This window comes from Psychrobacter celer (assembly GCF_016107555.1).
In the GTDB taxonomy this organism is placed as follows: domain Bacteria; phylum Pseudomonadota; class Gammaproteobacteria; order Pseudomonadales; family Moraxellaceae; genus Psychrobacter; species Psychrobacter celer.
Map to the genome: position 1 here is coordinate 93,960 of NZ_JABASU010000006.1, position 23,744 is coordinate 117,703.

The following is a 23,744-nucleotide window of genomic DNA, read 5'->3' on the forward strand; positions in this document are numbered from 1 at the left end:
TGCTAAAAAATCCTTTTTTAGCAGCTATAAAATGCAAATAAAATATATAAAGCTATGAGTGCACGTCTTCGCCATGTGCTGATAGAGTAGACATAGGAAGATTGTTTATTATTATCTCATTTTGAGGCGACAAATCAAGCGAGGCTATGTAATGTCTGTTGTTGATAGGTTGAACTAGCGGGTTTGCCTCGCGACATTATCTATAGTTTTAATAAAGACAGCGTGTTCTTTTTTGATAAGGACACGCCGGTAATATCAAACCGCAACCTTCTCAAAACGGGCAATGGACTCTACATGACCGGTATGACAAAACATATCCATCACCCCAGCATGTGTCAGGCGATAGCCTTGCTCTAATAAAGCCTTGGTGTCGCGCGCGAGCGTCGCTGGGTTACAAGAGACATAAACGATGCGCTCAGCGTTGAACTTGGGCAGATACTGCATAATCTCCCACGCGCCAGAGCGTGGTGGGTCGATCAAGAGCGCATCAAATCCTTGGTTGGCCCACGGCTGATCTGAGCAATCATGCGTCAAATCCTGACTATAAAATTCTGTGTTGTTAAGGCCATTACGGCGGGCGTTTTCTGCGGCGCGCGCGGTCATTGCGTCACTGCCTTCTACGCCGACCACCGAGCCTGTCTCTCCGACAAGCCGCGCTAAGGGCAGACTAAAATTGCCCAGTCCACTAAACAAATCCAGTACCCGTTCGCCTGCTTTTAAATCCAACAAGTCGCAAGCAAGCTTGGTCATTTGACGGTTGACGGATAAGTTCACTTGTGTAAAGTCAGTTGGAATAAATTCATACGTCAGGTCAAACTCGGGTAGCTGATAATACAAACGTCCAAACTGCTGACTCATATCATCATCAGCGCTCAAGGCGATACGCTGAATGCTATCAGCACCTTTGGGCTGTAGATACAACTGCCAGCTGCGTGCTGCAAAAAACGCCTTTAGTTTTTCTACATCAGCCTCTGACAAAGGCGCTAAATTGCGTACGATCAAAGCAACGGGCTGATTGCCGTCTGGTAGTCCATCTATTTGTTCACCCATCGCCAGCTCAAGCTGGGCAATCTTGTCACGGCTCTCTAAAGTACTAATCAGCGCTTTTAGGTTTTCAATATCAAAACCGATACGCGGGTCTAGAATATGACACTCATTTAGCTCCGCCAAAAAGTTACTAGAGCGCTCTCGAAATCCGACCAACGCTGTTTCTTTTTTGGCGACATAGCGTACGCCCAAGCGCGCTTTGGTGCGATAGCCGAGGCGATCACCGACCACAGGCGCCAGCCAAGTATCAGGCTCGGCATTGGCCTGATGGATGAGCATCTCTGCCAGTACAGACTGTTTAAAATTGATTTGGCCATCTGGCTGCCAATGCTGCAAGCTACAGCCGCCGCAGACGCCGAAATGCGGGCAGGGCGGAACCGCGCGCTCAGGATTTGGATTGGCCGTAATACTCACAGCGTCGCCTTCTTCAAAGCTGGCACGACTGTTGGTCAACTTCACTAAAGCGCTCTCACCTGGTAAGGCAAAGCTGACAAAGACTTTTTTGCCGTGCTTGTCTTCGATATGGCCGTCATCTACGCCAAAGCCATTACCATATATCGCCACGCCGCGACCATCATGTGATAGACCATCAATCGAAAAAGGTAGCGGCTCGGCTTCTTTTAACCGTCGACGTGTCTTTGAAGAGGGTTTGGATTTTTTTTTGTTGGGCGGAATGGTGATTGTTTGGCGAGCGCTCTCAGGCGTCGTCGCCTCGGGTGCCGTAGAAGTCTTTGAATCGGTGGGCTGCATAAACCTGCCTTAATAATAAATGATAAATAACGAAAAATAAGATAAGGGTGAGTGCTACTGTGTATAGCTTTGCTCATAGCACTGCGGTAATATCGGATGGTCAATCACAGGGTTTAAGCGTCGGGTGCCGACGACCAATCAGCGATAAACTCATGATGACGTGGGCGACCATCTGCTTGGGTATATTGTCTTAAATAAGTCAGGCTCTGCTGCTGCCATATATCAAAATCCTGCAAAGACAGCTGTCCAGTTAGTCGTAGCCAGCGCAAATAAATCAGCCACGTATTCATGACATCAGATTCGCAGTATATCGACAGTGTCTGCCAATCTGCCTCATTAACCAGATCGCCCACCATGCTACCATCGACACTGGTCTTGCCAGGCAGACCGTAGAGGCTTGCGACCACATCCATGGCTTCGCGGCGACTGGCACCATACTGGCTAAATCTATCCATCAAGTCTAGATGGCGAGTATGAAAGCGATTGACATAATTATCAAAACGCATGTTTTTGATACGCTCGCCTTCTTCAAATAGCCACGGCGCTGCCAAGTCATACTGCATGGCGCGATAAATAAGCACCGGAATATCAAAGCCAGAGCCGTTCCAGCTGATCAGTTGCGGCAGTTTTTCAAGATCATTAAATGCCCGAAAAAACTTAGCAAGAATATCTTTTTCGCTAAATTTGTCCGCCGTCAAAGAAAACAAAGAAAACTGACCGTCTTTGATATACAGCGCTGATATACAGACGATACGTTGCAGCGGCAGACGCATAAAATCATGTCCTGCTTCTTGTGTGCGTATCGCTGTCAGTGCGCTGAGGGCATCGGCATCGTTAAGCTCAGCCAACTGTGGATAGATACGGCGCGCCGCATCAGTATCGGCAACGGTCTCGATATCGAAGACCAGTATCGGGTCGGATGGTAAGGCTTGTGACATAGGTAAACCTAATTAATTGTTTGCTTATTGTGCGGCGTTTTCTGTACCGTTAACGACATTGTCGTCATTAACCTTGTCGTCATCTACATTGTATAAACCAGTCGATAAATAACGATCACCGCGGTCGCAGACGATAAAGGCGATGACGGCGTCTGGATTGGCTTTGGCGACTTGTAGCGCCGCCCATGCTGCTGCCCCAGATGACACCCCAGCGAAAATGCCTTCGGTTTTGGCCAGTTTGCGCATATAGACTTCGGCGATATGTTGATCGACATCCATCACCTCATCGACCAAATCAGCATCAAAGATACCCGGCATATACTCAGCAGGCCAGCGGCGGATGCCTGCAATAGAGGCATCTTCATCAGGCTGTAGACCAATCACCTTGATATCTGGGTTTTGCTCTTTTAGATAGCGAGACACCCCAGTGATCGTGCCTGTGGTCCCCATAGAGCTGATAAAGTGAGTGATTTTACCGTCTGTTTGTGTCCAAAGCTCAGGGCCTGTGGTGAGATAATGCGCTTGGCTATTGTCAGGGTTGTTGAACTGGTCCAGCACAATCCCTTTGCCATCGGCTTGCATCTGCAGAGCCAAGTCGCGCGCCGCTTCCATGCCTTCATCGACCTCGATGAGGGTGGCACCATAAGCCGTCATGGCGTCTTTGCGCTCTTGGGTTGAGTTGGTCGGCATGAGTAGCGTCATCGGATAGCCGCGCATGGCGGCAACCATGGCGAGCGCAATACCAGTATTGCCGCTGGTGGCCTCAATCAGCATATCACCTGGCTTGATATCACCGCGCAGCTCTGCTTGATAAATCATGTTAAATGCTGGGCGATCTTTTACCGAGCCTGCTGGGTTATTGCCTTCTAGCTTGGCCAAGACCGCTGTGCCACCAGCAATCTGCTCTTGCTCAGGCAAGCGCTGCAATTTCACCAAGGGTGTCTGCCCGACGCAATCGGCAAGGGCGGTAACTTGAGAGATGAAGGTGGCGTTTGACGTGGCCGTAGCTGACATAAGATACCCTTATTGTTAATATGAATGTTCAAACCTGATTTATGCACTTGCAAAGCGTGACCGTGTTGACCTTGATTGTCTAAAATCAACGACAGTTTTTTATCGTTGTCGCCGTGCATGCAAACGCTCGTCTACCGATACATACGATGAGACTGTCGCCAAACGGACATGACAGCGCGCAAAAATAGCGGCAAGTAAAAAGCTGCGCCATTATATCATTTTGTTTTTGCCTACGCTGAATGCATGCAGAGATTTTGGTAAATGAATGATGCTTATAAATGGTAGTTGAGACAAATACTGTTAAAATACTTGTATGATTCAGAAGCGTTATGATGCAGCCACCGCACTTATCGCCACGATTGATACCCAACGACTGATAGCTATAGCCAAGTGATAACGATAGCGCTATAGTACAGGACGCGATGGCGCAAAGTCGCTGTGATAAACCTAGCGTATGTCCTCCATTCAATTGATAGTCATCTTATCTTGTTTTTATCATTGTTTTAAAATGAGGACACGCCCTAGCAAAACATTGAGATGAGAGCGAGCTTGCATGGCACACAAAAAACGTTTTGATAACAGTAGCGCCTATGGTCAGCTGATCATATTGGTGTTTTTGCCGATATGCATATTGGCCGCTGTCGGCGGTATTTTGGTGTTTCATGAGACCATGCGTGCCAGCGACTCTGAGCAAGAAGTGTTGGCCGAGGCGGTGCTGATTCGTTATACCCCAGAGATTGCAGATCTGATTCCTGAGCTGTTAGAGCAAGAGCGCCAGCAGGCGGGCAGTGCCTCCAAGGCTGCCGTCTCGACGCTAGAGGGCATTCGTGACAGGCTAGGCCGCATGCAGTCCGAGCAGCACGTGCAGCGCATCGCGATTGTCAATGAAGACAATGAGGTGCTGGCCACGGTCGGTTATGGGCTCAATGAGCCTTGGCCATTGATTGATGCTTCAGCGCAATTTATCTCGCAAAAACCCACGCCGATTGGCACCGCTTATGGCAGTGTGATTGGTGAATTTGAAGGGCAGCGGCTGTGGTTGCTCGTCGATATGGACAACGAGCCGCTGTATATCGCGCGTTATCGCATCGCCATGGCGCTAGTGATTACGGGGTTGTTTACCATCCTGATTTTGCTGTTGAGTTTAAATATTTACTCAAAACGCTGGATCGCACCGATTTATGAGCTGCGCTTGCAGTTGCAGCGCACTCACGTAGACAATTTATATCAGCCGATTCCGGTGGAGTCGGATGGCGAGCTAAATTTATTGCAGCAAGATTTGGTCAATACCTTGCGCCGCTTGCACAGAAGCTTTCAAGACCTCAAAGACCATGCCGAGCAGACTGAGGATGACTTGCGTTTGGCGTTTGATGAGATGGAAATGCAAAACATCTCGATCAGAAACGCGCGTGATGCCGCCATCTCAACCAGCCAAGCCAAATCGGCGTTTTTGGCCAATATCAGTCACGAGCTACGCACCCCGCTCAACAGCATTGATGGCTTTATCAACCTACTAGCGCGTCACGGCGAGCTAAATCCTGAGCAAGACTTGTACGTACAGACCATTCGTAAATCCTCAGCGCATCTGCTGGCGCTGGTCAACGATGTCTTAGATTTTTCTAAAATCGAGGCGGGCAAGCTGGTGCTTGATCGTCATGAGTTCGATCTTTATGACACCATTTATGATGTGGTCGATATGCTCTCGCCAGTCGCCGCCGAAAAAGGCCTGCGCATGGCAGTGCTGTTTTATAACGATGTGCCGATGCGTATCAATGGCGATGCCTTACGCCTCAAGCAAGTACTGACCAATATCGTTGGCAATGCGATTAAGTTTACCGACAGTGGTGATGTGGTGGTGCGGGTCAGCCTTGATGATCACCGTGATAATTATCTGATGATAAGTGTGCAAGACAGCGGTAAGGGCATCTCGCTTGCTGATCAAAAAATGCTGTTTCAAAGCTTTAGTCAAGGCGATCCTTCTATCACGCGTCAGTATGGCGGGACTGGGCTGGGTTTGGTCATCTCCAAGCAGCTGACGCGATTGATGGGCGGTGATATTGGGTTTTATGACAATGCGCAAGAAAACATTGCCAATCAAGGCGCGACGTTTTGGTTTCGCATGCCAGCGCACGTCGATGTGCTCGAGGCGGCGACAGGGCAGACCATTGAGCTGCCTGTGCTCGCGCCGCTTGCTAGCGAGACTGATGAGTTTAATGTGCTGGTGTGGATCAACCATCCAGCCTCGATACAAGTGCTCAAAGCCAGTCTGCAATATCTACCAATTCAGCTGACCCAAGCCAACTCATTGCCAGGTGTGCTTGAGTCGTTAAAAGAGCGTGGTAACTACTGGGACTGGGTCATCGTCGATGACGATACCCAAGACGATATGATGGCACTATTAAGACAAATTCGTCTGCACTATCAGGGCAAGCTTGCTGTCTTTGGCTATCAAGTGGCCGCCGATCAGGCTCTGCTCAACCGTTATCATGCCAATATCTTATATGAGCCTTTGGATAAAAGGCAGCTGTATGCCATGCTCGATACACAAAATCGCCGCCAGCCAACGAGTCTGCAAGAGCCGCGCTGGAAAGGGGTGACGGTGTTGGCAGTGGATGATCATCTGCCCAATCTCTTGGTACTCGATGCGCTGCTTAGCGAGTTGGGTATTCATGTCGTCACCGCCAGTAGCGGCTTTGATGCGATAGAGATTATCAGTAAGCAGCAAACCAAAAACCTGAAAACTGCCAAAAACCAAAAGCAAAGCCTGTCAAACAAAACCCAGCTCTCTAAAGCCGAAGCGCGAGATGACATGAGCAAAAAGTCAAATTCTGTGCTGTATGCAGAGGAGACGGTTAATGAAGATAAAGGCAGCAACCAAGACAATTATAAAGACACCCACAAAGACAGCATCGACTTGATATTTATGGATATCCAAATGCCGCGTATGTCTGGGCATGAAGCGGCCAAGCAAATCCGCAGTATCGAAAGCGATGACAGTCACATTCCTATCATTGCCTTGACAGCGCATGGGCTAGCTGATGAGCGTGACAAGCTGATAGCCAGTGGTATCAACGACTATGTCGGCAAACCCATTAGTCAGCCGCAGTTGCTGCAAGTGCTGCAAAAATGGCTGGGCCGCACCTCGACCACGCCGCAACTAACCGCGCTGTCTGAGGCCAATCTACATGGACTGGGCTTGCAAGACACAGATGCGGCCTCTAGTCACACCGACGCATCAACAGACACCGACACGCAAACCTTCTCTGAATGGCCGCTGGGCGCGACGACCAGCACGTATCCTGTCAGTAAAAGCGCGCGCACCACAGATGCCAGCGAGTCGCCAAAAATAACGCGACCATTATCACTCAAAAAAATCCGTGATGACTATTTGCGTGACAGTCAGCCGCGCGAAGACTATAGACGAGAGACACCGCGAGAGACTCAGCCGCGCTACGACAGCTTACGCTTACAAAAGCAAGGACAGGCGCCGTTGCTGAGTCCGCCATCAGGGTCGATGGATCATGCCAGCGAACCAAATACTGATCTAGCCGCGCGGCCGCAGGAGCAAAAGGATACAGCGATGGACAGCCCACATTCAGAGATTTTGGACTGGCAAGATGCGCTGACTCGCTCAGCCAATAAGCCCGATCTGGCAGCCAAGCTGATCATCATGATGCTCGACACCATCAATGATGAAAAGCAAGCGTTGACTCAAGCATGGGAGGCGCGCGACCGTAGCATGCTGGCGCAGATTGCCCATCGTATATTGGGCGGTAGCCGCTATACTGGCGTGCCGCAGCTGCGTCAGGCTAGCCAAGATTTAGAAGATAAGTGTTTATTAAATATCCAGCATACCACGCCTGCGCAGTTTGCCATGCTCCAGCCTTATTACGAAGCGCTACTGACCGCATTAAATAATTTGCAAACGCTGGATTTGTCCGCTTATCCGCAGCTCAATTACCATCGTCTAAGCGAAAACGACATGACGTGGAAAATGATTTAGGAGTAGTGGTTTAGGAGCAGTGATGGAGTAATAGTGAGGGGGAAACAATAAAAAGCGCAACTTCATGTTGCCATGCTCATATAATCGATCCACCATAAAATAAATACCGTGCGACTGAGAGTGATTTTGCGCAGCATCTGCCTGCATCGCACAGCAAGCAAAGTTGATACCAGTCGCGCGCAAAAAATCACGTACTTCTTTTATGTAGGATTGACAATGCAGTCTCGCTATAAAGTATCGTGGCAGTCAGTTATTGCTAAGGTAGGATATGGATAAGCCTGCTAACATTATCGCTATCAGTCTATCTTTTACCCATTCATAAATAAGGATCGTTATGAACGCCATTGCAACTTACCAATACGAAACGCTACAAGTGAGTGTCACTGATAATATACTCACTGTGACGTTAAATCGTCCGCACAAAAAAAACGCCATGAGCTTTCAAGTCATCGATGAGCTGATCGCCGTAGCAGGTCGCATTAGTAAAGACAAAACGATACGCGCGGTCATCTTAAACGGTGCAGAAGGGACGTTTTGTGCCGGTATCGACTTGGGCGATTTAAACCATCCCAAAAACCAAGCTTTTGCCATTTGGGAGCTGATTAAGCCGTGGCAAAGCTCGTTTCAACGTGTCTGCTTAATATGGCGTGATTTGCCAGTACCTGTTATCGCGGTATTAGAAGGCTACTGTATCGGCGCTGGGTTACAGCTGGCATTGGCCTGTGATGTGCGTATTAGCCACCCAGATTGTCAGCTGTCTATTATGGAGGCCAAATGGGGTTTGGTACCCGACATGGGATTGACTCAATCCGCATTTGGGGTGGTACGAGAAGACGTTCTCAAAGAGCTGGCTATGACGGCGCGCATCATTAATGCTACTGACGGCAAAGAATTAGGATTAATCAGTCATTGTAGTGAGACGCCACTTGAGCAAGCACAGCAGCTAGCGGCTGAGTTTGCCGAGCGCTCTCCTGACGCGGTGCTCGCCAGCAAACGAGTAATTAATGCCATGCATCATCAGCCTGCAACCACGCTCTATAAAGAAAAGATCTGGCAGATTAAGATGATGCTGGGCCGCAATCGCAAGCTGGCCCTTAGAAAAGCCAAGCAAGCAAGCACCACCTTTGCCAAGCGACAGTTTCGCTAGTCTTTTATAATGAGTCATAAATCATAAGGTTTTACATCAAAGGTAGAAAAATTTAGACAGAGTCTTATGCTTTACATTGATTGTTTTTAGTTGTTAAGTCGCGTGTTATGGCTATTGAAATACGAGTGGACAGCACGATATAACACTATCCGCTTGCACAGATTTGGATAAAATGCACTATTGTCGTTAAAAATATCTATTTCATGCATCTTATAAGAGCTTAAGTAATCATCACTATATAAACGGTCTAACTATGTCTGCCCCAAAATCCTCTCTTTCAAAGAAACCTATCACCGCTGAACGAGTACGTTCTGCTGATCTGCCTGTTGCATGGATTATGATGCTGGGGTTGATGGTTGCAGTAGGACCATTATCTATTGACATGTATCTGCCTGCGTTACCGTCAATGGCAGACGATTTCGGTGTGTCAACCGCCTTTATGGCCAACTCAGTCCCAGCGTATTTTGTGGGTTTGGTATTTGGTCAGTTGTTTTACGGCCCCTTTAGCGATCGTGTTGGTCGAGTCAAGCCGCTGTATATGGGCATGACGCTTTATGTGATTGCTTCTGTTATCTGTGCCACCACGGATAATGAGTACGTATTATTTGTAGGACGAACGATGCAAGCATTGGGTGCTTGTGTGGGGGCAGTGGTGACCCGTGCTGCCATTCGAGATCGTCTAACAGCCAAGCAAACCGCAAAAGCTTTTTCGATTATGGTTTTGGTGATGGGTCTGGCTCCTATATTAGCGCCGTCGCTTGGGGCGCTATTTCTACAGTTTTTTAATTGGCACTCTATTTTTTGGTTTTTGGCCGCCTTTGGTGCTCTCAATCTATTACTGACGAAGTTTTTCTTTTTTGAGACATTGACCGAAGAAAACCGTAACGTACGCCCTGCCAGAGAAGTGCTGAGCCAATATTGGGACTTATTAAAAGATCCCAGCTTTAACTACCCTGCGATCGGTGGCGGGCTGTTGATGGGTGCGATGTTTGTCTATATCAGCTCAGCTTCTGAATTAATCATGGACACTTATGGCGTCTCGGCCACGCATTTTGGCTGGTTGTTTGGGATGAATGCGGCAGGGTTTGTGGGTTTGACTCAGCTGAATCAATGGTTGACCAATCGCTTTCGTATCTTGAGCATATTACGTTTCGGGGCGATGATGCAGGTGCTCTCTGCAGGCACGTTGTTTGTTGTCGGTATATTTTTGGGGACCGATGCTTGGTTGCCACTGGTGCTGGCGTGTATTTTCTTTTGTATTGCAGGCTTAGGATTGACCCAGCCAAACGCCTCGGCGATTGCGCTGGCTTTTCAAAAGCAGCGTGCGGGTATGGCAAGCGCGCTGCAAGGCTCGCTGATGTTTTCAGTGGGTATTTTTGGTGGTTTATTATTAAACTTATTCCCTCTTAATCCAGTGTTAAAAATGGGTATTGCACTTTTTGTCCTGATGAGTTTGGGTGCGTTTTTAATCTGGCAGATAGATCGTAATTTAGACCTCGATGACGCAGAGTAGCGGCTGCAAGTTTTTGAGACACCCAATATTGGGTGTTTTTTTTGCCTTAATAAAAAGGTTCTTGACACGAGTCTTGTGTGCTTTTGACTTAAAGATGGCCAACACCATCTCTGGTAACTCTCGGACGGAGTTTGGATCAGAGTTTATTATCTCGCCGCCGCACATCGTCGAGAGCGCGCCTAACGTGTCGTATCTACCCAAAGATCGGCAAAGCTATATCACGCCCTTTACCTGGCGTGGTCACAAGGCCGTCATTGGTATCTGCATCACTTAATGACAATTAACTGATCAACGACAATCAACTGATAGTGTCTCGTTTATCGCGTTGCCTCAACGAAAAGCGACAAAAAAGCGACAACAGTAAAAAGCGATACAATGGTATCGCTTTTTTGTTGATACGACGATTCGAGGCGTGAGGCTCACAAGTTGTTAAATCGCGGTTTGTCCTCATAAAGCGCTGGAGGTTGTGAGGCGTTATATGATAGAATACGGCGCAGCTATTTCTATAATTTGCTTTATAGGAGGGGTTTGAGTTTTTTGCTAAAACCCAACATGGCTTCTTTTTTACACCAACCAATGACACACACATCATGGCAAAAAATTGCTGGGTGTTTGGCGACTTGATTAATTTGCAAGTTAGGTCAGTGCCATGATTATAGGCATGACCCACAGGCAGATGCGTGTTGCTAGATAGGCAGTTTTTGTGATGTGGAGGCATAACCCAATCAACAGGATATTTCACATGGCTACAAACAACCCAACCAAAATCGAAATGCGCGACTTACTACAAGCCGGCGCTCACTTTGGTCACCAAACACGTTTTTGGAACCCAAAAATGGGTCCTTATATCTTTGGTGCACGTAACAAAATTCATATCATCAACCTAGAGCACACCGTAAAAGCGTTCAACGAAGCGTTGACTTACGTAAACGGCCTAGCTGCCAAGAAAAACAAAGTATTGTTTGTTGGTACCAAACGTGCCGCTAGCGGTATTATCCGTGAGCAAGCCCAGCGCGCTGGCATGCCATACGTCGACCATCGCTGGTTGGGTGGTATGTTGACTAACTGGAAAACGCTACGTCAGTCAATCAGCCGTCTAAAAGAGCTTGAGAAGCAATCAGAAGACGGTACTTTTGCTAAGTTGACCAAACGTGAAGCGCTTGAGCGTACTCGCGATATGGAAAAACTTGAGCGTTCACTAGGCGGTATCAAAGACATGGGTGGCTTACCTGACGCTATCTTTGTGGTAGACGTAGATCACGAAGCGATCGCTATCAAAGAAGCCAAAAACCTTGGTATCCCAGTAATCGGTATCGTTGATACCAACTCTAGCCCAGACAACGTTGACTACATCATCCCAGCTAACGATGATGCTATCCGTGCTGTGACTCTATACGTCACGTCTATGGCTGATGCGATCATCGCTGGTAAAGAATACGCACAGACTCAAGCGGGCGGCAAAGCTGAGCAAGCACCTGCCGAAGAAGCCAATGCAGAAGAAGCAGCAACGCCAGCTGAATAATTCGCTGCATTAAAAGTGTTACTTTGTAAGGATGTCTTGATAGCACCGCTAACAGCGTCCATATAAAGTCATTAATGATAAGCTCGTAGTAGGCATGATGCAGTTTTTTACTCGTCATGCCTTGTTGTTAAATAATAGCGCTGAAACCATGGCTATTACATAACGTGATGAAATGATGGCGGTCAAACGCCCTCAATCAATAACTGCTATTACATAAAGTATATTAAATACATGCTGATGACATGATCGTCATCTATCATAAACTGGCCAAACGAGTATTATCGTTTACTCCAGTGGGTAGAGTCGCTGGATGTCATGATTTATTTCTATTAATAAGCAGATAATACGAGCGTTTTTCTTAAGTTATCAGCAGCCTTAAGAAAAATAGACATTAAGCCCTCCTATACATAACTATACTAAGGTGACTCTTATGACAGAAGTACAAGTATCTGCCAAAATGGTAAAAGAATTGCGAGACCGTACTGGTCTTGGCATGATGGAATGTAAAAAAGCCCTACAAGAAGCCAATGGTGATGTTGAAGTTGCCATCGATAACTTGCGTAAATCTGGTCAAGCAAAAGCGGCCAAAAAAGCAGGTAACATCGCAGCTGACGGCGCTATTATCATTGCTCAAGGTGACAATAAAGCGTTTTTGTTAGAAGTAAACTGCCAAACTGACTTTGTGGCAAAAGACGCCAACTTTACTGCTTTTGCAGAAAAAGTAGCCAACATCGCGCTAGAAAATAACGTCACAGACGTTGCTGCTATCTCTGAGCTACCATATGGCGATGGCCAAACCGTTGAAGAAGCACGCGTGGCTTTGGTACAAAAAATCGGCGAAAACATTCAGGTGCGCCGTGTAGAAACCCTAGAAGGTGCCAACCTAGCATCATATCGTCACGGTCTACGTATCGGTGTTGTGGTATCGTATGAAGGCGGCAGCGAAGAGACTGGCAAAAACCTAGCGATGCATATCGCGGCGTTCAACCCTGTAGCGGTCGACGACGAAAGCGTTGATGCTGATGTATTGGCTCGCGAAAAAGACATCATCGAAGCCAAAGCCAAAGAGTCTGGCAAGCCTGACAACATCATTGAAAAAATGATCGAAGGTGGCCTACGTAAATACCTAGACGAAGTCACTCTACTACGTCAGCCATACGTCATGGACAACGACAAAAAAGTTGGCGATGTCCTAAAAGCGGAAGGCGTAAAAGTACTAAGCTTCAAACGTCTAGAAGTGGGTGAAGGTATCGAGAAAAAGCAAGAAGACTTCGCAGCTGAAGTTGCAGCGGCTCAAGCGGCTAGCAAGTAACATCTCTGTGCACTTGCACTGATGAGGACGGTTAAGCCCTTGGTTTTGCCGTCAGACACAAAAAAGCCCGTTACTCGATATGAACTGACCCCCAAATATTGGACGGTTTAGTTTAAATCAAGGACTGAGTTCTGTATTGCACAGGACTCAGTCCTTTTAATTTGAGTTGAATACGCTCATTATTGTAATAATGCATATACTCATGAATCTGTTGTTCTAACTGCTCAATCGAGTTTGGTTTCTCAATATAGATCGTCTCGCACTTAAGCGTTCCGAAAAACCCCTCCATTAATGCGTTATCCAAGCAGTTGCCTTTTCTGCTCATGCTTTGCTTAATACCGTGTTGTTTAAGCATCTTACTAAGCGGTCTCATCTGATAATGCCAGCCTTGATCTGAATGCAGCATTAACCCGTTTTTCTGTTGCGTATCTATCTTATCTAACGCCTTATCTAGCATCTTGCTCACTAAATCATAAGTCGGCCGCTTGGAGAGCGTATAGCTAATGATCTCATTGTTATAACAATCGAGTATCGGTGATAAATACAGCTTATGATCACCCACCTTAAACTCAGTAATATCGGTCAGCCAGCGTGTGTTCGGTCGATCTGCATGAAACTGGCGCTTTAAGTAGTTCTTTGCAATCTTGCCTTGTACACCTTTATAAGAGCGGTACCTTTGTCGTCGAATCCGTGCGCTTAAGTTTAGATGACGCATAAGCTTAGCGATGAGCTTGTGGTTATGATGACTGCCTAACTGCTTTAGCGCTGCCGTTATCCTGCGATAGCCGTACCTGCCTTTATGCTGGTGATATAGCGTGGCAATACGCTGTTTTAAGTCAGCATGCTTGTCTTTATCACCAAGCTTTGCTCTATGATAGTAAAAGACGCTTTTAGGCATACCAGCAGCTTTAAGTAGGGCTGTTAAACTGTACTTATTCCTCAACTCTTCGATGAGCCTTGCTTTCTCAAAGCTTGTTTCCTCTTCTGTTTGAGCAAAGCATCCAGCTTTTTTAGGTAGGCGTTCTCCGCACGTAGGTATTCATTCTCACGCTTAAGCTCTGCTAAGCTCTTTTCTTCATCTGGCTTGTCTGTGATAAAGGGTTTACTCATGGCGGTTTTACCTTTAGGTTTGGGTGTTAGTCCAGACATACCTTGTAGCCGATACGCTTTGTGCCAGTGACTAATAAGCGCCGGTGAGCTGATGTTATACCTTAAAGCAACTTCCAATTGACTCAAGCCTTGGCTAAGCATCGTTGTAAGCACTTTGTGTTTAAACTCGCGACTATAGTAGGCTTTGCTGGTCTTTGGTTTGATAGCATCGATACCACCGCTTTGATATTGCTTAACCCATTTAAGAACAAACTTTGGATTTACAGTAAACTTCTTGCTTGTGGCTCGACTACTATGTCCTTGTTCATAGTATGCGATGACTTGCAGCTTAAAGTCTAGATTATAACGCATAAAAATACCCCATAAGTTGTGTCCAACTTATGGGGTTCGGTTCAATAACGGGCTTTTTTGTGTCTGAGCTTGACCAACTTTATGGACTTACTAGCGTAAGGCCTCGTAGGCAGATTTGATATAACTTGGGCTGTTGCTATTACTGCTCGTGCCATAACTGACGTTTTGTAGCCCATTGTTTGTACTGTTCATATTGACTTGGTTGTTGGCATTGATACTGGCACCAGACAGACCAGCGTCATTTTTGTATAAGCTATGATAGCGGCTCATCACTCTTTTGACATAGTTGCGCGTCTCTTTAAAAGGCGGGATGCCGCCGTATTTATCGACATTGCCCTCGCCTGCGTTATAGCCTGCCACAGCGTGCTCGACGTTGTTATTAAAACGGCGCATCAGCCAGGCGATGTATTTGGCTGAGCCTTCGATGTTGTCGGCAGGGTTCCAAGGATTGCCCACATTAAATCGCCGTGCGGTAGCAGGCATCAGCTGCATCAGCCCTTGAGCGCCGACTGGTGAGCGAGCATTTGGATTAAAAGCCGACTCAGTATGCATCATGGCTTTCATCAGGGCAGGATCGACGCCATGACGTGCCGCGGACGCGCGAATATAGCTATCATAGGCGTTGCGACTGGCACTACTACTCGCCGGACTGCTGCCATAGCCGTTGCTGCTGCCGTCATACATCTTAGAATCTTTATAGTAAGTGACTTTGACTTTTTTGGTGAACTTATCAAAGTTGCCACTGGGGCTAACGTTGGTCAAGAGCACCTGACCGCCTTGGTCTTTGTAGATATACATATTGCCTGCATGAGCACTCACACTCAAGCTTGAGATAGCAAGGATACTGGTAACACCAGTGATGGCATTTAATAAAAACGGAGACAAACAGCGAGTCTTGATGGTAGTCGTATTTATCATAGAGATATCACTTTTTATCGAGTAGTCGCAAATGACTGTCGCTGATGAGTCGGCCAGCTTATAAAGGCAAGTGCTTATTTTATCTGCCGTGTTTTGTCGCCAGCTACCTAGCAACGACCCTGACGTCTTCATGTTTCGTTAAGATCATTTGCAATAGATACAAAAAATAATAGTTGTTTACTATAACATATAATAACTTTTTGACGCATGGGATTGTCAAAATAATAAGAAAAAGTGAGCATTATTTTGTAAATAATACGAAATAAATCAATAAGCTATCATTTGCAGTGTACGCATTTCAGTGTCAGCTCAGCTGCCGCAAGGGCTCATGGTGGTAGTAAGTGGCTATGATAAGAGTGTAGGAACGGTGTAATAAGAGCAAGAGGATAAGAGCGGCTAATGCTTTGAGCTTGTCTTTAATTGATGAGAGGTCAGGGGGTAGCTATAACGCAACGGCACTAACAAATATCGGTACCCAAATCGCGGTCACCAGCCCATTGACTGCCAGTCCAAAGGCTGCATAGCGTCCGGCGGTATGACTGATCTGCCACGCTTCGACTGTACCAAAAGCGTGAGCGGCCAAGCCAAGTGCTAAGCCTTTGGCACGGTCATCATCGACACGGCCAAATAAAAAGCGCGCCAAAGTACCCCCAACGAGACCTGAGACAATGATGATAAGGTTGGCCATCGCCAGCGGCGCTTTGATCAAATCCGCCACACTAAGACCGATAGGAGTGGTCACTGAGCGGGTGGCAAATGCCAGTATCGTCTCGTGACTGAGTGACAGCAGATAGGCGAGCGACATTGGCAGCAAAGCACCGACCACGCTTGCAATCATGACGATAAGGGTGAGTTTTTTGACAGGTAAGCCTTTAAAGTTCATGGCGGCGAGTGGCACTGCCAATAAAACCGTGACGTATCCTAAGAGATGGTCAAACACAGGCTTTGCGACGCTATAGTAGTGATTGTAGTCCCACTGCAGCACAAACAAAAACAGCAAAACCAGCGCTAAGGCCGTGATGACCATCGGTAGCCAAGATAGCTTACGCGCTAAGATACGGGCAATGACATGGGCGACCAAGGTCAATAATATCGCCGCAAGGGTTGCTGTCAATACGCTATCAAAAGTCATAAGTCTGCCTTGTTCATTCAGCTGAGCGCCGCTTTTATTGCTTGCTAGTGCTGCCGGTGTTGCCAGCTTGCGAGTCACTATCAGACTCAGTATCAGTATCAGTATCAGTATCAGTATCAGTGTCAGTGTCAGTGTCTTGATTGAGCCAGCGGTTGGCCAGCAATGCTAATCCCCAAAGCGGTATTAAGGTGCTGATCAGCATTGTCAGCATCACGCCCCACAGCTCGTCTCCTAAGGCAAATAACAATAAACCTGCACCAGCAGAAACGGGCAAAAAAGCAAAGCCGCTATCAACCAATAACGTATTGCTGGCTTGAGTGAGCCAGATAGGTAGGCCTTTTAGCAAGCGCCACGCCATCAACACCACAAACATCGCCACCAAACCGACGATATTGGCCGCTTTTTCGATACCCGCCCATTGACAGACCAGCACCGCTGTTTCACGGACAAAAATAACCATCGCTAATGTTAATATCAGCGCCAGCCATAGCGGTAGGTTGGAGGAGTGAGTGGACTTCATAAGCAGTTTTGGCCAAATCGGAGATGGGTAGGCGCAGCGATAACGGTTGGCGCATGGCTATGGCAGCTGCACCCTTATAAGTACATTGTGTCGTTATGGTATTTTGTATATGGCATATCGTATAGGCGATTATATAGAGAATCACGTAACTAATAAAGCCTATCGTCGTGACTAAATAAAAGAGAGGTAAGATAAAGAGATACACTGCATACATTCGCTAGACTGGTACAAACTTTTTTGCGTGCTGTGCTTGCGCCGCCAGATGCTACGAAAAATTTATTTCAGTCTCGCTGTATCCTTTTTTTATTGACCTGACTATAGGTATAACCGCCCTAGTATCATCGTGCTATTTTGTCTTATGGTATTAGGGAAGGTGGCTTTGAGAGAGACGGCTTTAAGCGAGGCAATAAAAAACAGACGATATCAGCGATACCATCTGTGTGTAGGGCTTTGTCTGTAGGTATATCAAAGCGGTTTGCAAATAAAAGCTGAGCCGCCCGCCGCTTGCTCTTATAAGTTATGAGTCGGGTAGGCTGCTTTTTTGAGGCGAGGACGATGCTGTGTTTGTCTCAAACTCATCAAAGGCTTTTTCTTCGGCCGCAGTCAAGGTAGGCTCTACGTTCTCATCTGGCTTTTCAAACTCCTCAAGCGTCGGCATCAGTAGCGTCGCTTGCGCCAGTGGTAGGACATCTACAGGATCGAGATTGGCTTGTCCAAGCAGCTGTTTGAGCCGATCGCTTGGCAAGCGAATGGTTAGGCACTCGTGGCCTGTGTCATCGTAGCTTTCTTCTAAGATGACGCCTAGCTCGTACAAGGTGTTTTTAAATTGACCCGCACCATAAGGCAATGTCAAATCAAAGGTGGTCAGTGCGCCAGTGAGCAGCTGCTGTACAGCAAGCGACAGCGCTTCTATTCCAAGGTTTTCTTTTGATGAGACGTAGACGCGGTTTGGCTGGCCTTCGCTGGCATAACCAATATGAGCAGGCTCGCCTGTGATATCAATTTTGTTATACACATTGAGCACGGGTACGTCGTTATCAATTTCAGCCAACACATTTTTTACCGCTTCGATTTGCTCGTGCATGTCTTCGCTAGAGGAGTCGATGACGTGTAGTAGCAAGTCCGCCTCTAGCGTCTCTTCTAGTGTCGCGTGAAACGACTCGACCAGCTCGTGCGGCAAATGACGCACAAAACCGACAGTATCGACCAGTACCACACGTCCCACGCCTTGCCAGTCAAGGCGACGTAGCGTCGGGTCGAGGGTAGCAAACAGCTGATCGGCGGCATAGATGTTTTCGTCGACCAAGCGGTTAAACAGTGTCGATTTACCAGCGTTGGTATAGCCGACTAGCGAGATGGTCGGTACGTCAGATTTTTGTCGACGGGCGCGTCCTTGTGCGCGGGTTTGCCGGACTTTTTCAAGCTTAGATTTGAGCTGGTTGACTCGCGTTTGTAGTAAGCGGCGATCGGTCTCAAGCTGGGTCTCACCCGGCCCGCGCAGACCGATACCGCCTTTTTGCCGCTCCAAATGCGTCCAACCACGCACCAGCCGTGTCGATAAGTGGTTGAGCTGCGCCAGCTCCACTTGTAGCTTGCCCTCATAAGTGCGGGCGCGCTGAGCAAAAATATCCAAAATCAGTCCGGTGCGATCCAGCACGCGGCATTTGACCACCGACTCGATATTACGCTCTTGTGAGGGCGATAAGCTGTGATTAAAAAGAACAATATCGGCGTCGTGCTCACGCACTAGCTCTGCAATCTCTTCTGCTTTGCCGCTACCCACAAAAAACTTGGCATCAGGCTTTAAACGTGAGCCTGTCACCAATGCCAAACGATCGGCGCCTGCTGAGTCTGCCAATAGCTCAAACTCGCTAAGATCGTCAGGGTCTTGGATTTGACGAATATCTAAATGTACAATGATGGCACGCTCGCCACCTTCATGTCTTTCAAAATAATCCAAAGAATATCACCTATTTAATAAAGTAAATAAATCGCTGCCATTTGTCTGTCAACTTCGAGGCGGCGTTCATATGACCTTTTATATGTGGTCTTATCTGTTGATATTAAAGCGTAACGGCACAATTAGCGATAGATTTATGTTACACAGGTTTGTGTTTCCTAGCGCGGAGGACGGCTGGTAAGTTAGCGCGTTTATAAGTGGCTTCATTGCGCGTTTGTATAAAACTTTGTATAAAACTAGGCACTGACTCAGTGAACAGGCTATCACTGAGGCGCATAACTTTGCTATACTTAGCTCGTTTTTTTGTTGATATAAACAGCAGTTATTTAATCATGAGGACGAAGATGAGCCAAGCTAAGTCAAAATTTTCACTCAGACAACAGCTAGGACGCGGCAAGCAAATCGCTGGTATGACCACAACGATGGTCGGTGGACTGCGAGCCGCTCAGCGTCTTGGTGCCTTTAAGCAGCCGCCACGCGAAAAACTACCCCGTTATATTCAGGCGTTTTGTCGTAAGATGGCAGGCTCTTTTGGTGTTAAAGTCATCGAGGTCGAGCCAGTACAGCAGCATCATGGTCTGTGGGTGTCCAATCATGTGTCATGGATGGATATCCCTGTCGTGGGAACGGTAAGCCCCGCGTTTTTCTTATCCAAGGCGGAGATTGGTGAGTGGCCTGTGTTTGGTAAATTAGCGCATGCTGCCGGCACGCTCTTTATTGAGCGCGGCTCCGGTGATGCAGGCTCAGTGGCCACGCAGATTGCTGAGTTTTTGACCAAAGGGTTTTCGGTTATCTTCTTCCCTGAAGCGACTACGACTGATGGCAAAAAGGTCAAGCGTATCCATGGTACCCTGCTACAAGCTGCGATAGACGCAGATGTCCCTATACGACCGATCCTTATCGCTTATGTTGACAAAGACGGAGCGCTCAGTGAGGCATTGCCGTATTATGGCAAGATTACCATGAAAGAGAGCTTAAAAAAGGTGCTAGATAGTAAGGATGTGACGGCCTATGTGCTACCATTAGAGCCGATAGACCCTAAAGGCTATAGCAAAAGCGAACTGACCGACTTGCTGCAAAGAAAAATGCAAGAAGGATTGGCCGATCTGCATGCGCGGGTACTGAGTGTGCCGCCTAGTCAATAATCAGCTGAGCTGTACAGTCAAATGAAAAGTCGCTGAATAAAAAAGGCGCCAATCGTAGCAATATTTACCGCGATTGGCGTCTTTTTTCGTGTTTTGTCAGTGACACATTGGGCGCCGCTTATTAAGGTGACGGATTGGGCTGGCGCGTGTGCACTGCTTCAATGGCCTCCAATACATCGTCAGTGAGTGTCAGATCAATGCTATCGATATTGGATTTTAACTGCGTAAGTGTGGTCGCGCCAATGATGTTGCTGGTGACAAACGGGCGTGAATTGACAAAGGCCAGCGCCATCTGCGCCATATCTAGTCCGGCATCGCTGGCAATCTTAGCGTATTGCTCAGTGGCTGCTAGCGCTTGCTCATTAATATATCTTTGGAATCTATCATACATGGTCAGGCGCGCGCCAGCTGGGCGTTTGCCGTCCAAGTACTTACCTGATAGTACGCCAAACCCAAGCGGCGAGTAAGCAAGCAAGCCGACGTTTTCACGATGGGCAATCTCCGCCATGCCGACCTCATAGAGACGGTTGAGGAGGCTATACGGGTTTTGCACCGTTAGCGGCGCGATTAGACCGTTTTTGTCCGCTTCCCACAGATAGCGCATCAGTCCCCACGCGGTATCATTCGACAGTCCATAAGCACGAATACGGCCTTTTTTAATCTCATTATTCAGCGCTTGGACGGTCTCCAAAAATGGCGTTAAGTCATCAAGCGATTGCGCTGACATCTCGCTGTCATAGCCGCGCTGCCCAAAGAAGTTGGCTTGTCGCTCAGGCCAATGCAGCTGATAAATATCGATATAATCGGTTTGTAGACGCTCAAGGTTACTATCGATAGCGCTGCTGATTTGCTCAGCATTAAAGCGCGTTTTACCGTCACGCAAAAAGCTCAGGGGTGACATTTTACTGGCCAAAATGACCTTGTCACGCTGCTGGGTCTTGGCAAACCAAGTACCGATATAACGCTCGGTATCGCCTTGCTTGTCTTTATCTGGTGGTGATGGATACATCTCTGCTGTATCCCAAAAGTTGACGCCTTCGCTCAGTGCCATATCCATCTGGGCGTGCGCCTCAGCCTCGGTGTTTTGCTGCGCCCATGTCATAGTGCCCAAACAGATTTTAGAAACCTGTTCATCGAGTTGCGGCAACGTTGTATATTGCATGTCAGTCTCCTTGTGGACTTTGATTTTAGGGTTGAGCATTGAGTATTGAGCGTGGTCAGGGCATTACATGATTTGAATGCCAGTCACCCCAGGCGGGGTTACTTTAAAGACTTTGACCTTAAACAATACCGATTGGCCGGCCAGCGGATGGTTAAAATCGACCTCAATCTCATCCTCATTAATCGCGCTAATAATACCGGGTAAGGTGTTTTTGCCTTTATCCTCAAACTCAACCATCATGCCGACTTCTGGATGATCGGCGATAAGAGCAAACTGCGGACGGCTAAAGTGCTGAACGTTGTCAGGGTTCCACTCACCAAATGCCTGCTCTGGCTCAAGGTGAGCTGTGCGCGTGTCGCCTGCGCGTAGATTCATAAGTACTTGCTCAAACCCTGGCAACAAGCTTTCATCGCCGACCGTCAGCGTCACTGGTGCCTCACGGCCAAAGGTGGAGTCAATCACCGTGCCGTTTTCTAATGAAACTTCAAAGTGTAGGCTAACAAGGCTACCAAAGGTGATGCGCGTGTCTTCGTTGGGGTTGATAAATTGTGATTCAGTCATAATCAAAAGCCAGTTGTCGTAAATATAATAGAGAAATGATAAGTCATTTTGCTGGGTGTGTAAGCGCAAATAGTGTAACGCAAATGGTGTAATATATCTGCCATATCTTAAATAGGGCAGAATTATGGCAAGTCAAGCACCCAGCAAGCAACAGGGACACGTGCATAAATGGCAAGACGACAAAGGCTTTGGTTTTATTGAAACATCAAGCGGGGCGTCGCTGTTTTTTCACATTAGTGAGTTTAGAGCGCAGCGCCGTCCTGAGGTTGGTGAAGCGGTGGTCTTTGATGTCGGACAAGATAGCCAAGGTCGCCTGCAAGCCAGACAAGTCCAAGAGCTGAGCTTTGTCCAACAAAAAATGGCAGAAAAAAACCGCCAAATCCGTCAGCGTAATCGCAAACGTAATGCCCAAGCAGAATTTGCAGCAGGGCAAAAGAAACGTTTGTTTCTTGGTATTGGTTTTTATGGGGTTTTAATTTTATTGGCGGCAACTCAAAAGCTCAGCTGGCTGGTGGTGGCATGGTACGCTGTGCTAGGCATCGTCACTTATATTACTTATGCCAAAGACAAAGCTGCTGCTCAAAATGGCGATTGGCGCACGCCTGAGTCGACGCTGCATATACTAAGCGCACTTGGCGGCTGGGTCGGCGCATTGGTAGCACAGACGTATTTGCGCCACAAATCACAAAAGCCTGAGTTTCGTATCGTTTATTATTTAACGGTTATTATCAACTTAGCAGGATTACTCTTTGTCATCATGGGCGGCGGGCTAGCGCTTTTAAGCGAATTAGGATAAAGCGTTAAACTAAATCTGCGCCAGTATTTGCTTATACACAGCGGCATCTGAGGCAGAAAAACAGCAAAAAATCACGTCGTGAATGGAAAAGCCATCCATCTGTTCTAAGCCATTTTGCACATATGCTATGACTGTATCGATTGCAATCTTAGCTGCCTTATCAATGGGGTAGCCGTAGACGCCGGTACTAATAGAAGGGAAGGCAATACTGCTGAGACCGTGTTGCGCTGCCAAATCTAAAGACTTTTGATAACAGCTGGCCAGTAGTGCTTGCTCATTACTACGACCGCCATGCCAGATAGGGCCTACCGTATGAATCACGTACTGACAAGGCAAATCAAATGCTGGGCTGATTTTGGCATCACCAGTTTGGCAGCCATTTAATGTACGGCAATACTCAAGCAGCTTAGGCCCTGCTGCTCGATGAATCGCACCATCGACACCGCCGCCACCGAGCAAGCTTTTGTTAGCCGCATTGACAATGGCATCGACATGCAACGTGGTAATATCCGTCTGTAACACTGATAGGGTCACGCTGTGAGTACCACTGCTGTTACCATTATAGTCATTAGACACTGACAGCTGCTTTTGAGCAATAGGCGTTATTTTGCTATTCGTCATTTGATTGTTCGTCACTTGATTGTTAGGCATGGCTATATCCTTTTTATAGTGAACGTATGGTACTTTAGCGATAAATATCAATAGTTACAATCTACAAAAACACAAAAAAATAGGCCACCATTTGGTAGCCTATTGATAACCCTGTTGTTTTTAGGATGTGTCCTCACTATAGTCGATAGTCATCTAGATGCGTTAAAAATAGCTGACTAATATTTCGATACT

Annotated in this window: 20 protein-coding genes; 8 read left to right on the top strand and 12 right to left on the bottom strand. The window is 47.3% G+C overall.

All coding sequences use genetic code 11. The features are described 5' to 3' along the window. Positions 1-255: 255 nt before the first annotated feature. The 3 genes from rlmD to cysM all read right to left on the bottom strand — a co-directional run bounded on the left by rlmD (position 256) and on the right by cysM (position 3,749). The gene (gene rlmD, locus JFC05_RS04860; protein ID WP_198335996.1) at positions 256-1,797 is read right to left on the bottom strand and encodes a 23S rRNA (uracil(1939)-C(5))-methyltransferase RlmD; all 1,542 of its coding nucleotides are present in this window, start codon (positions 1,795-1,797) and stop codon (positions 256-258) included. Positions 1,798-1,910: 113 nt separating this feature from the next. Continuing rightward, entirely contained in the window at positions 1,911-2,735 is an 825-nt protein-coding gene (locus JFC05_RS04865; protein ID WP_100748916.1) for a 3'-5' exonuclease, read from the bottom strand. Between the two features lie 24 nt (positions 2,736-2,759). After that, positions 2,760-3,749: a cysteine synthase CysM gene (gene cysM, locus JFC05_RS04870; RefSeq protein ID WP_227697413.1), complete on the bottom strand. Its 990-nt coding sequence runs from the start codon at positions 3,747-3,749 to the stop codon at positions 2,760-2,762. A 553-nt stretch (positions 3,750-4,302) separates the two neighbouring features. Between cysM and JFC05_RS04875 the strand changes: the two genes are divergently transcribed. From JFC05_RS04875 to tsf, 6 genes are all read left to right on the top strand, one after another. Continuing rightward, positions 4,303-7,752, top strand: coding sequence for an ATP-binding protein (locus JFC05_RS04875; protein ID WP_198335997.1), 3,450 nt, complete (start codon positions 4,303-4,305; stop codon positions 7,750-7,752). A gap of 334 nt (positions 7,753-8,086) precedes the next feature. Then, positions 8,087-8,899 carry a crotonase/enoyl-CoA hydratase family protein gene (locus JFC05_RS04880; RefSeq protein WP_198335998.1) on the top strand — a complete coding sequence of 271 codons (813 nt, stop codon included), beginning with the start codon at positions 8,087-8,089 and terminating at the stop codon, positions 8,897-8,899. Between the two features lie 253 nt (positions 8,900-9,152). After that, positions 9,153-10,412, top strand: a complete 1,260-nt coding sequence (locus JFC05_RS04885) for a multidrug effflux MFS transporter (RefSeq protein WP_198335999.1) — start codon at positions 9,153-9,155, stop codon at positions 10,410-10,412. 94 nt (positions 10,413-10,506) lie between these two features. After that, positions 10,507-10,686, top strand: coding sequence for a hypothetical protein (locus JFC05_RS04890; protein ID WP_227697414.1), 180 nt, complete (start codon positions 10,507-10,509; stop codon positions 10,684-10,686). Between the two features lie 468 nt (positions 10,687-11,154). Continuing rightward, the gene (rpsB, locus tag JFC05_RS04895) at positions 11,155-11,934 is read left to right on the top strand and encodes a 30S ribosomal protein S2 (protein ID WP_100748923.1); all 780 of its coding nucleotides are present in this window, start codon (positions 11,155-11,157) and stop codon (positions 11,932-11,934) included. Between the two features lie 430 nt (positions 11,935-12,364). After that, complete coding sequence (gene tsf / locus JFC05_RS04900; RefSeq protein ID WP_192995953.1) at positions 12,365-13,246, top strand: translation elongation factor Ts; 882 nt, start codon at positions 12,365-12,367, stop codon at positions 13,244-13,246. Positions 13,247-13,358: 112 nt separating this feature from the next. Here the strand turns inward: tsf and JFC05_RS04905 are convergent, their stop codons facing one another. The 6 genes from JFC05_RS04905 to hflX all read right to left on the bottom strand — a co-directional run bounded on the left by JFC05_RS04905 (position 13,359) and on the right by hflX (position 19,237). After that, positions 13,359-14,285, bottom strand: a complete 927-nt coding sequence (locus tag JFC05_RS04905) for an IS3 family transposase (RefSeq protein ID WP_198336034.1) — start codon at positions 14,283-14,285, stop codon at positions 13,359-13,361. Then, positions 14,186-14,707 (bottom strand): helix-turn-helix domain-containing protein, encoded by a 522-nt coding sequence (locus JFC05_RS12945; RefSeq protein ID WP_198336000.1) that lies wholly within the window; start codon positions 14,705-14,707, stop codon positions 14,186-14,188. Before JFC05_RS12945 ends, JFC05_RS04905 begins: the two co-directional genes overlap by 100 nt. A gap of 90 nt (positions 14,708-14,797) precedes the next feature. Beyond that, positions 14,798-15,625 (bottom strand): lytic transglycosylase domain-containing protein, encoded by an 828-nt coding sequence (locus JFC05_RS04915; RefSeq protein WP_198336001.1) that lies wholly within the window; start codon positions 15,623-15,625, stop codon positions 14,798-14,800. A 442-nt stretch (positions 15,626-16,067) separates the two neighbouring features. Further along, positions 16,068-16,757, bottom strand: a complete 690-nt coding sequence (locus JFC05_RS04920) for an LrgB family protein (RefSeq protein ID WP_198336002.1) — start codon at positions 16,755-16,757, stop codon at positions 16,068-16,070. 34 nt (positions 16,758-16,791) lie between these two features. Beyond that, positions 16,792-17,277 (bottom strand): CidA/LrgA family protein, encoded by a 486-nt coding sequence (locus tag JFC05_RS04925; protein WP_198336003.1) that lies wholly within the window; start codon positions 17,275-17,277, stop codon positions 16,792-16,794. Between the two features lie 517 nt (positions 17,278-17,794). Next, entirely contained in the window at positions 17,795-19,237 is a 1,443-nt protein-coding gene (gene hflX / locus JFC05_RS04930; protein WP_198336004.1) for a ribosome rescue GTPase HflX, read from the bottom strand. Between the two features lie 344 nt (positions 19,238-19,581). Here hflX and JFC05_RS04935 point away from each other — a divergent pair, with 344 nt between their 5' ends. Then, positions 19,582-20,382, top strand: a complete 801-nt coding sequence (locus tag JFC05_RS04935; RefSeq protein WP_105244832.1) for a lysophospholipid acyltransferase family protein — start codon at positions 19,582-19,584, stop codon at positions 20,380-20,382. 121 nt (positions 20,383-20,503) lie between these two features. On the opposite strand, the gene JFC05_RS04940 is transcribed toward JFC05_RS04935, so the two are convergent. Both JFC05_RS04940 and fkpB read right to left on the bottom strand, forming a co-directional pair. After that, positions 20,504-21,544: an aldo/keto reductase gene (locus JFC05_RS04940; RefSeq protein ID WP_198336005.1), complete on the bottom strand. Its 1,041-nt coding sequence runs from the start codon at positions 21,542-21,544 to the stop codon at positions 20,504-20,506. Positions 21,545-21,607: 63 nt separating this feature from the next. Continuing rightward, positions 21,608-22,105 carry an FKBP-type peptidyl-prolyl cis-trans isomerase gene (gene fkpB, locus JFC05_RS04945; protein WP_075102068.1) on the bottom strand — a complete coding sequence of 166 codons (498 nt, stop codon included), beginning with the start codon at positions 22,103-22,105 and terminating at the stop codon, positions 21,608-21,610. Between the two features lie 124 nt (positions 22,106-22,229). Between fkpB and JFC05_RS04950 the strand changes: the two genes are divergently transcribed. Then, complete coding sequence (locus JFC05_RS04950) at positions 22,230-22,901, top strand: DUF1294 domain-containing protein (RefSeq protein WP_198336006.1); 672 nt, start codon at positions 22,230-22,232, stop codon at positions 22,899-22,901. Between the two features lie 9 nt (positions 22,902-22,910). On the opposite strand, the gene JFC05_RS04955 is transcribed toward JFC05_RS04950, so the two are convergent. Further along, on the bottom strand, positions 22,911-23,552 hold the full coding sequence (locus JFC05_RS04955) for an O-acetyl-ADP-ribose deacetylase (protein WP_227697415.1): 642 nt from the start codon (positions 23,550-23,552) through the stop codon (positions 22,911-22,913). Between the last annotated feature and the right edge of the window lie 192 nt (positions 23,553-23,744).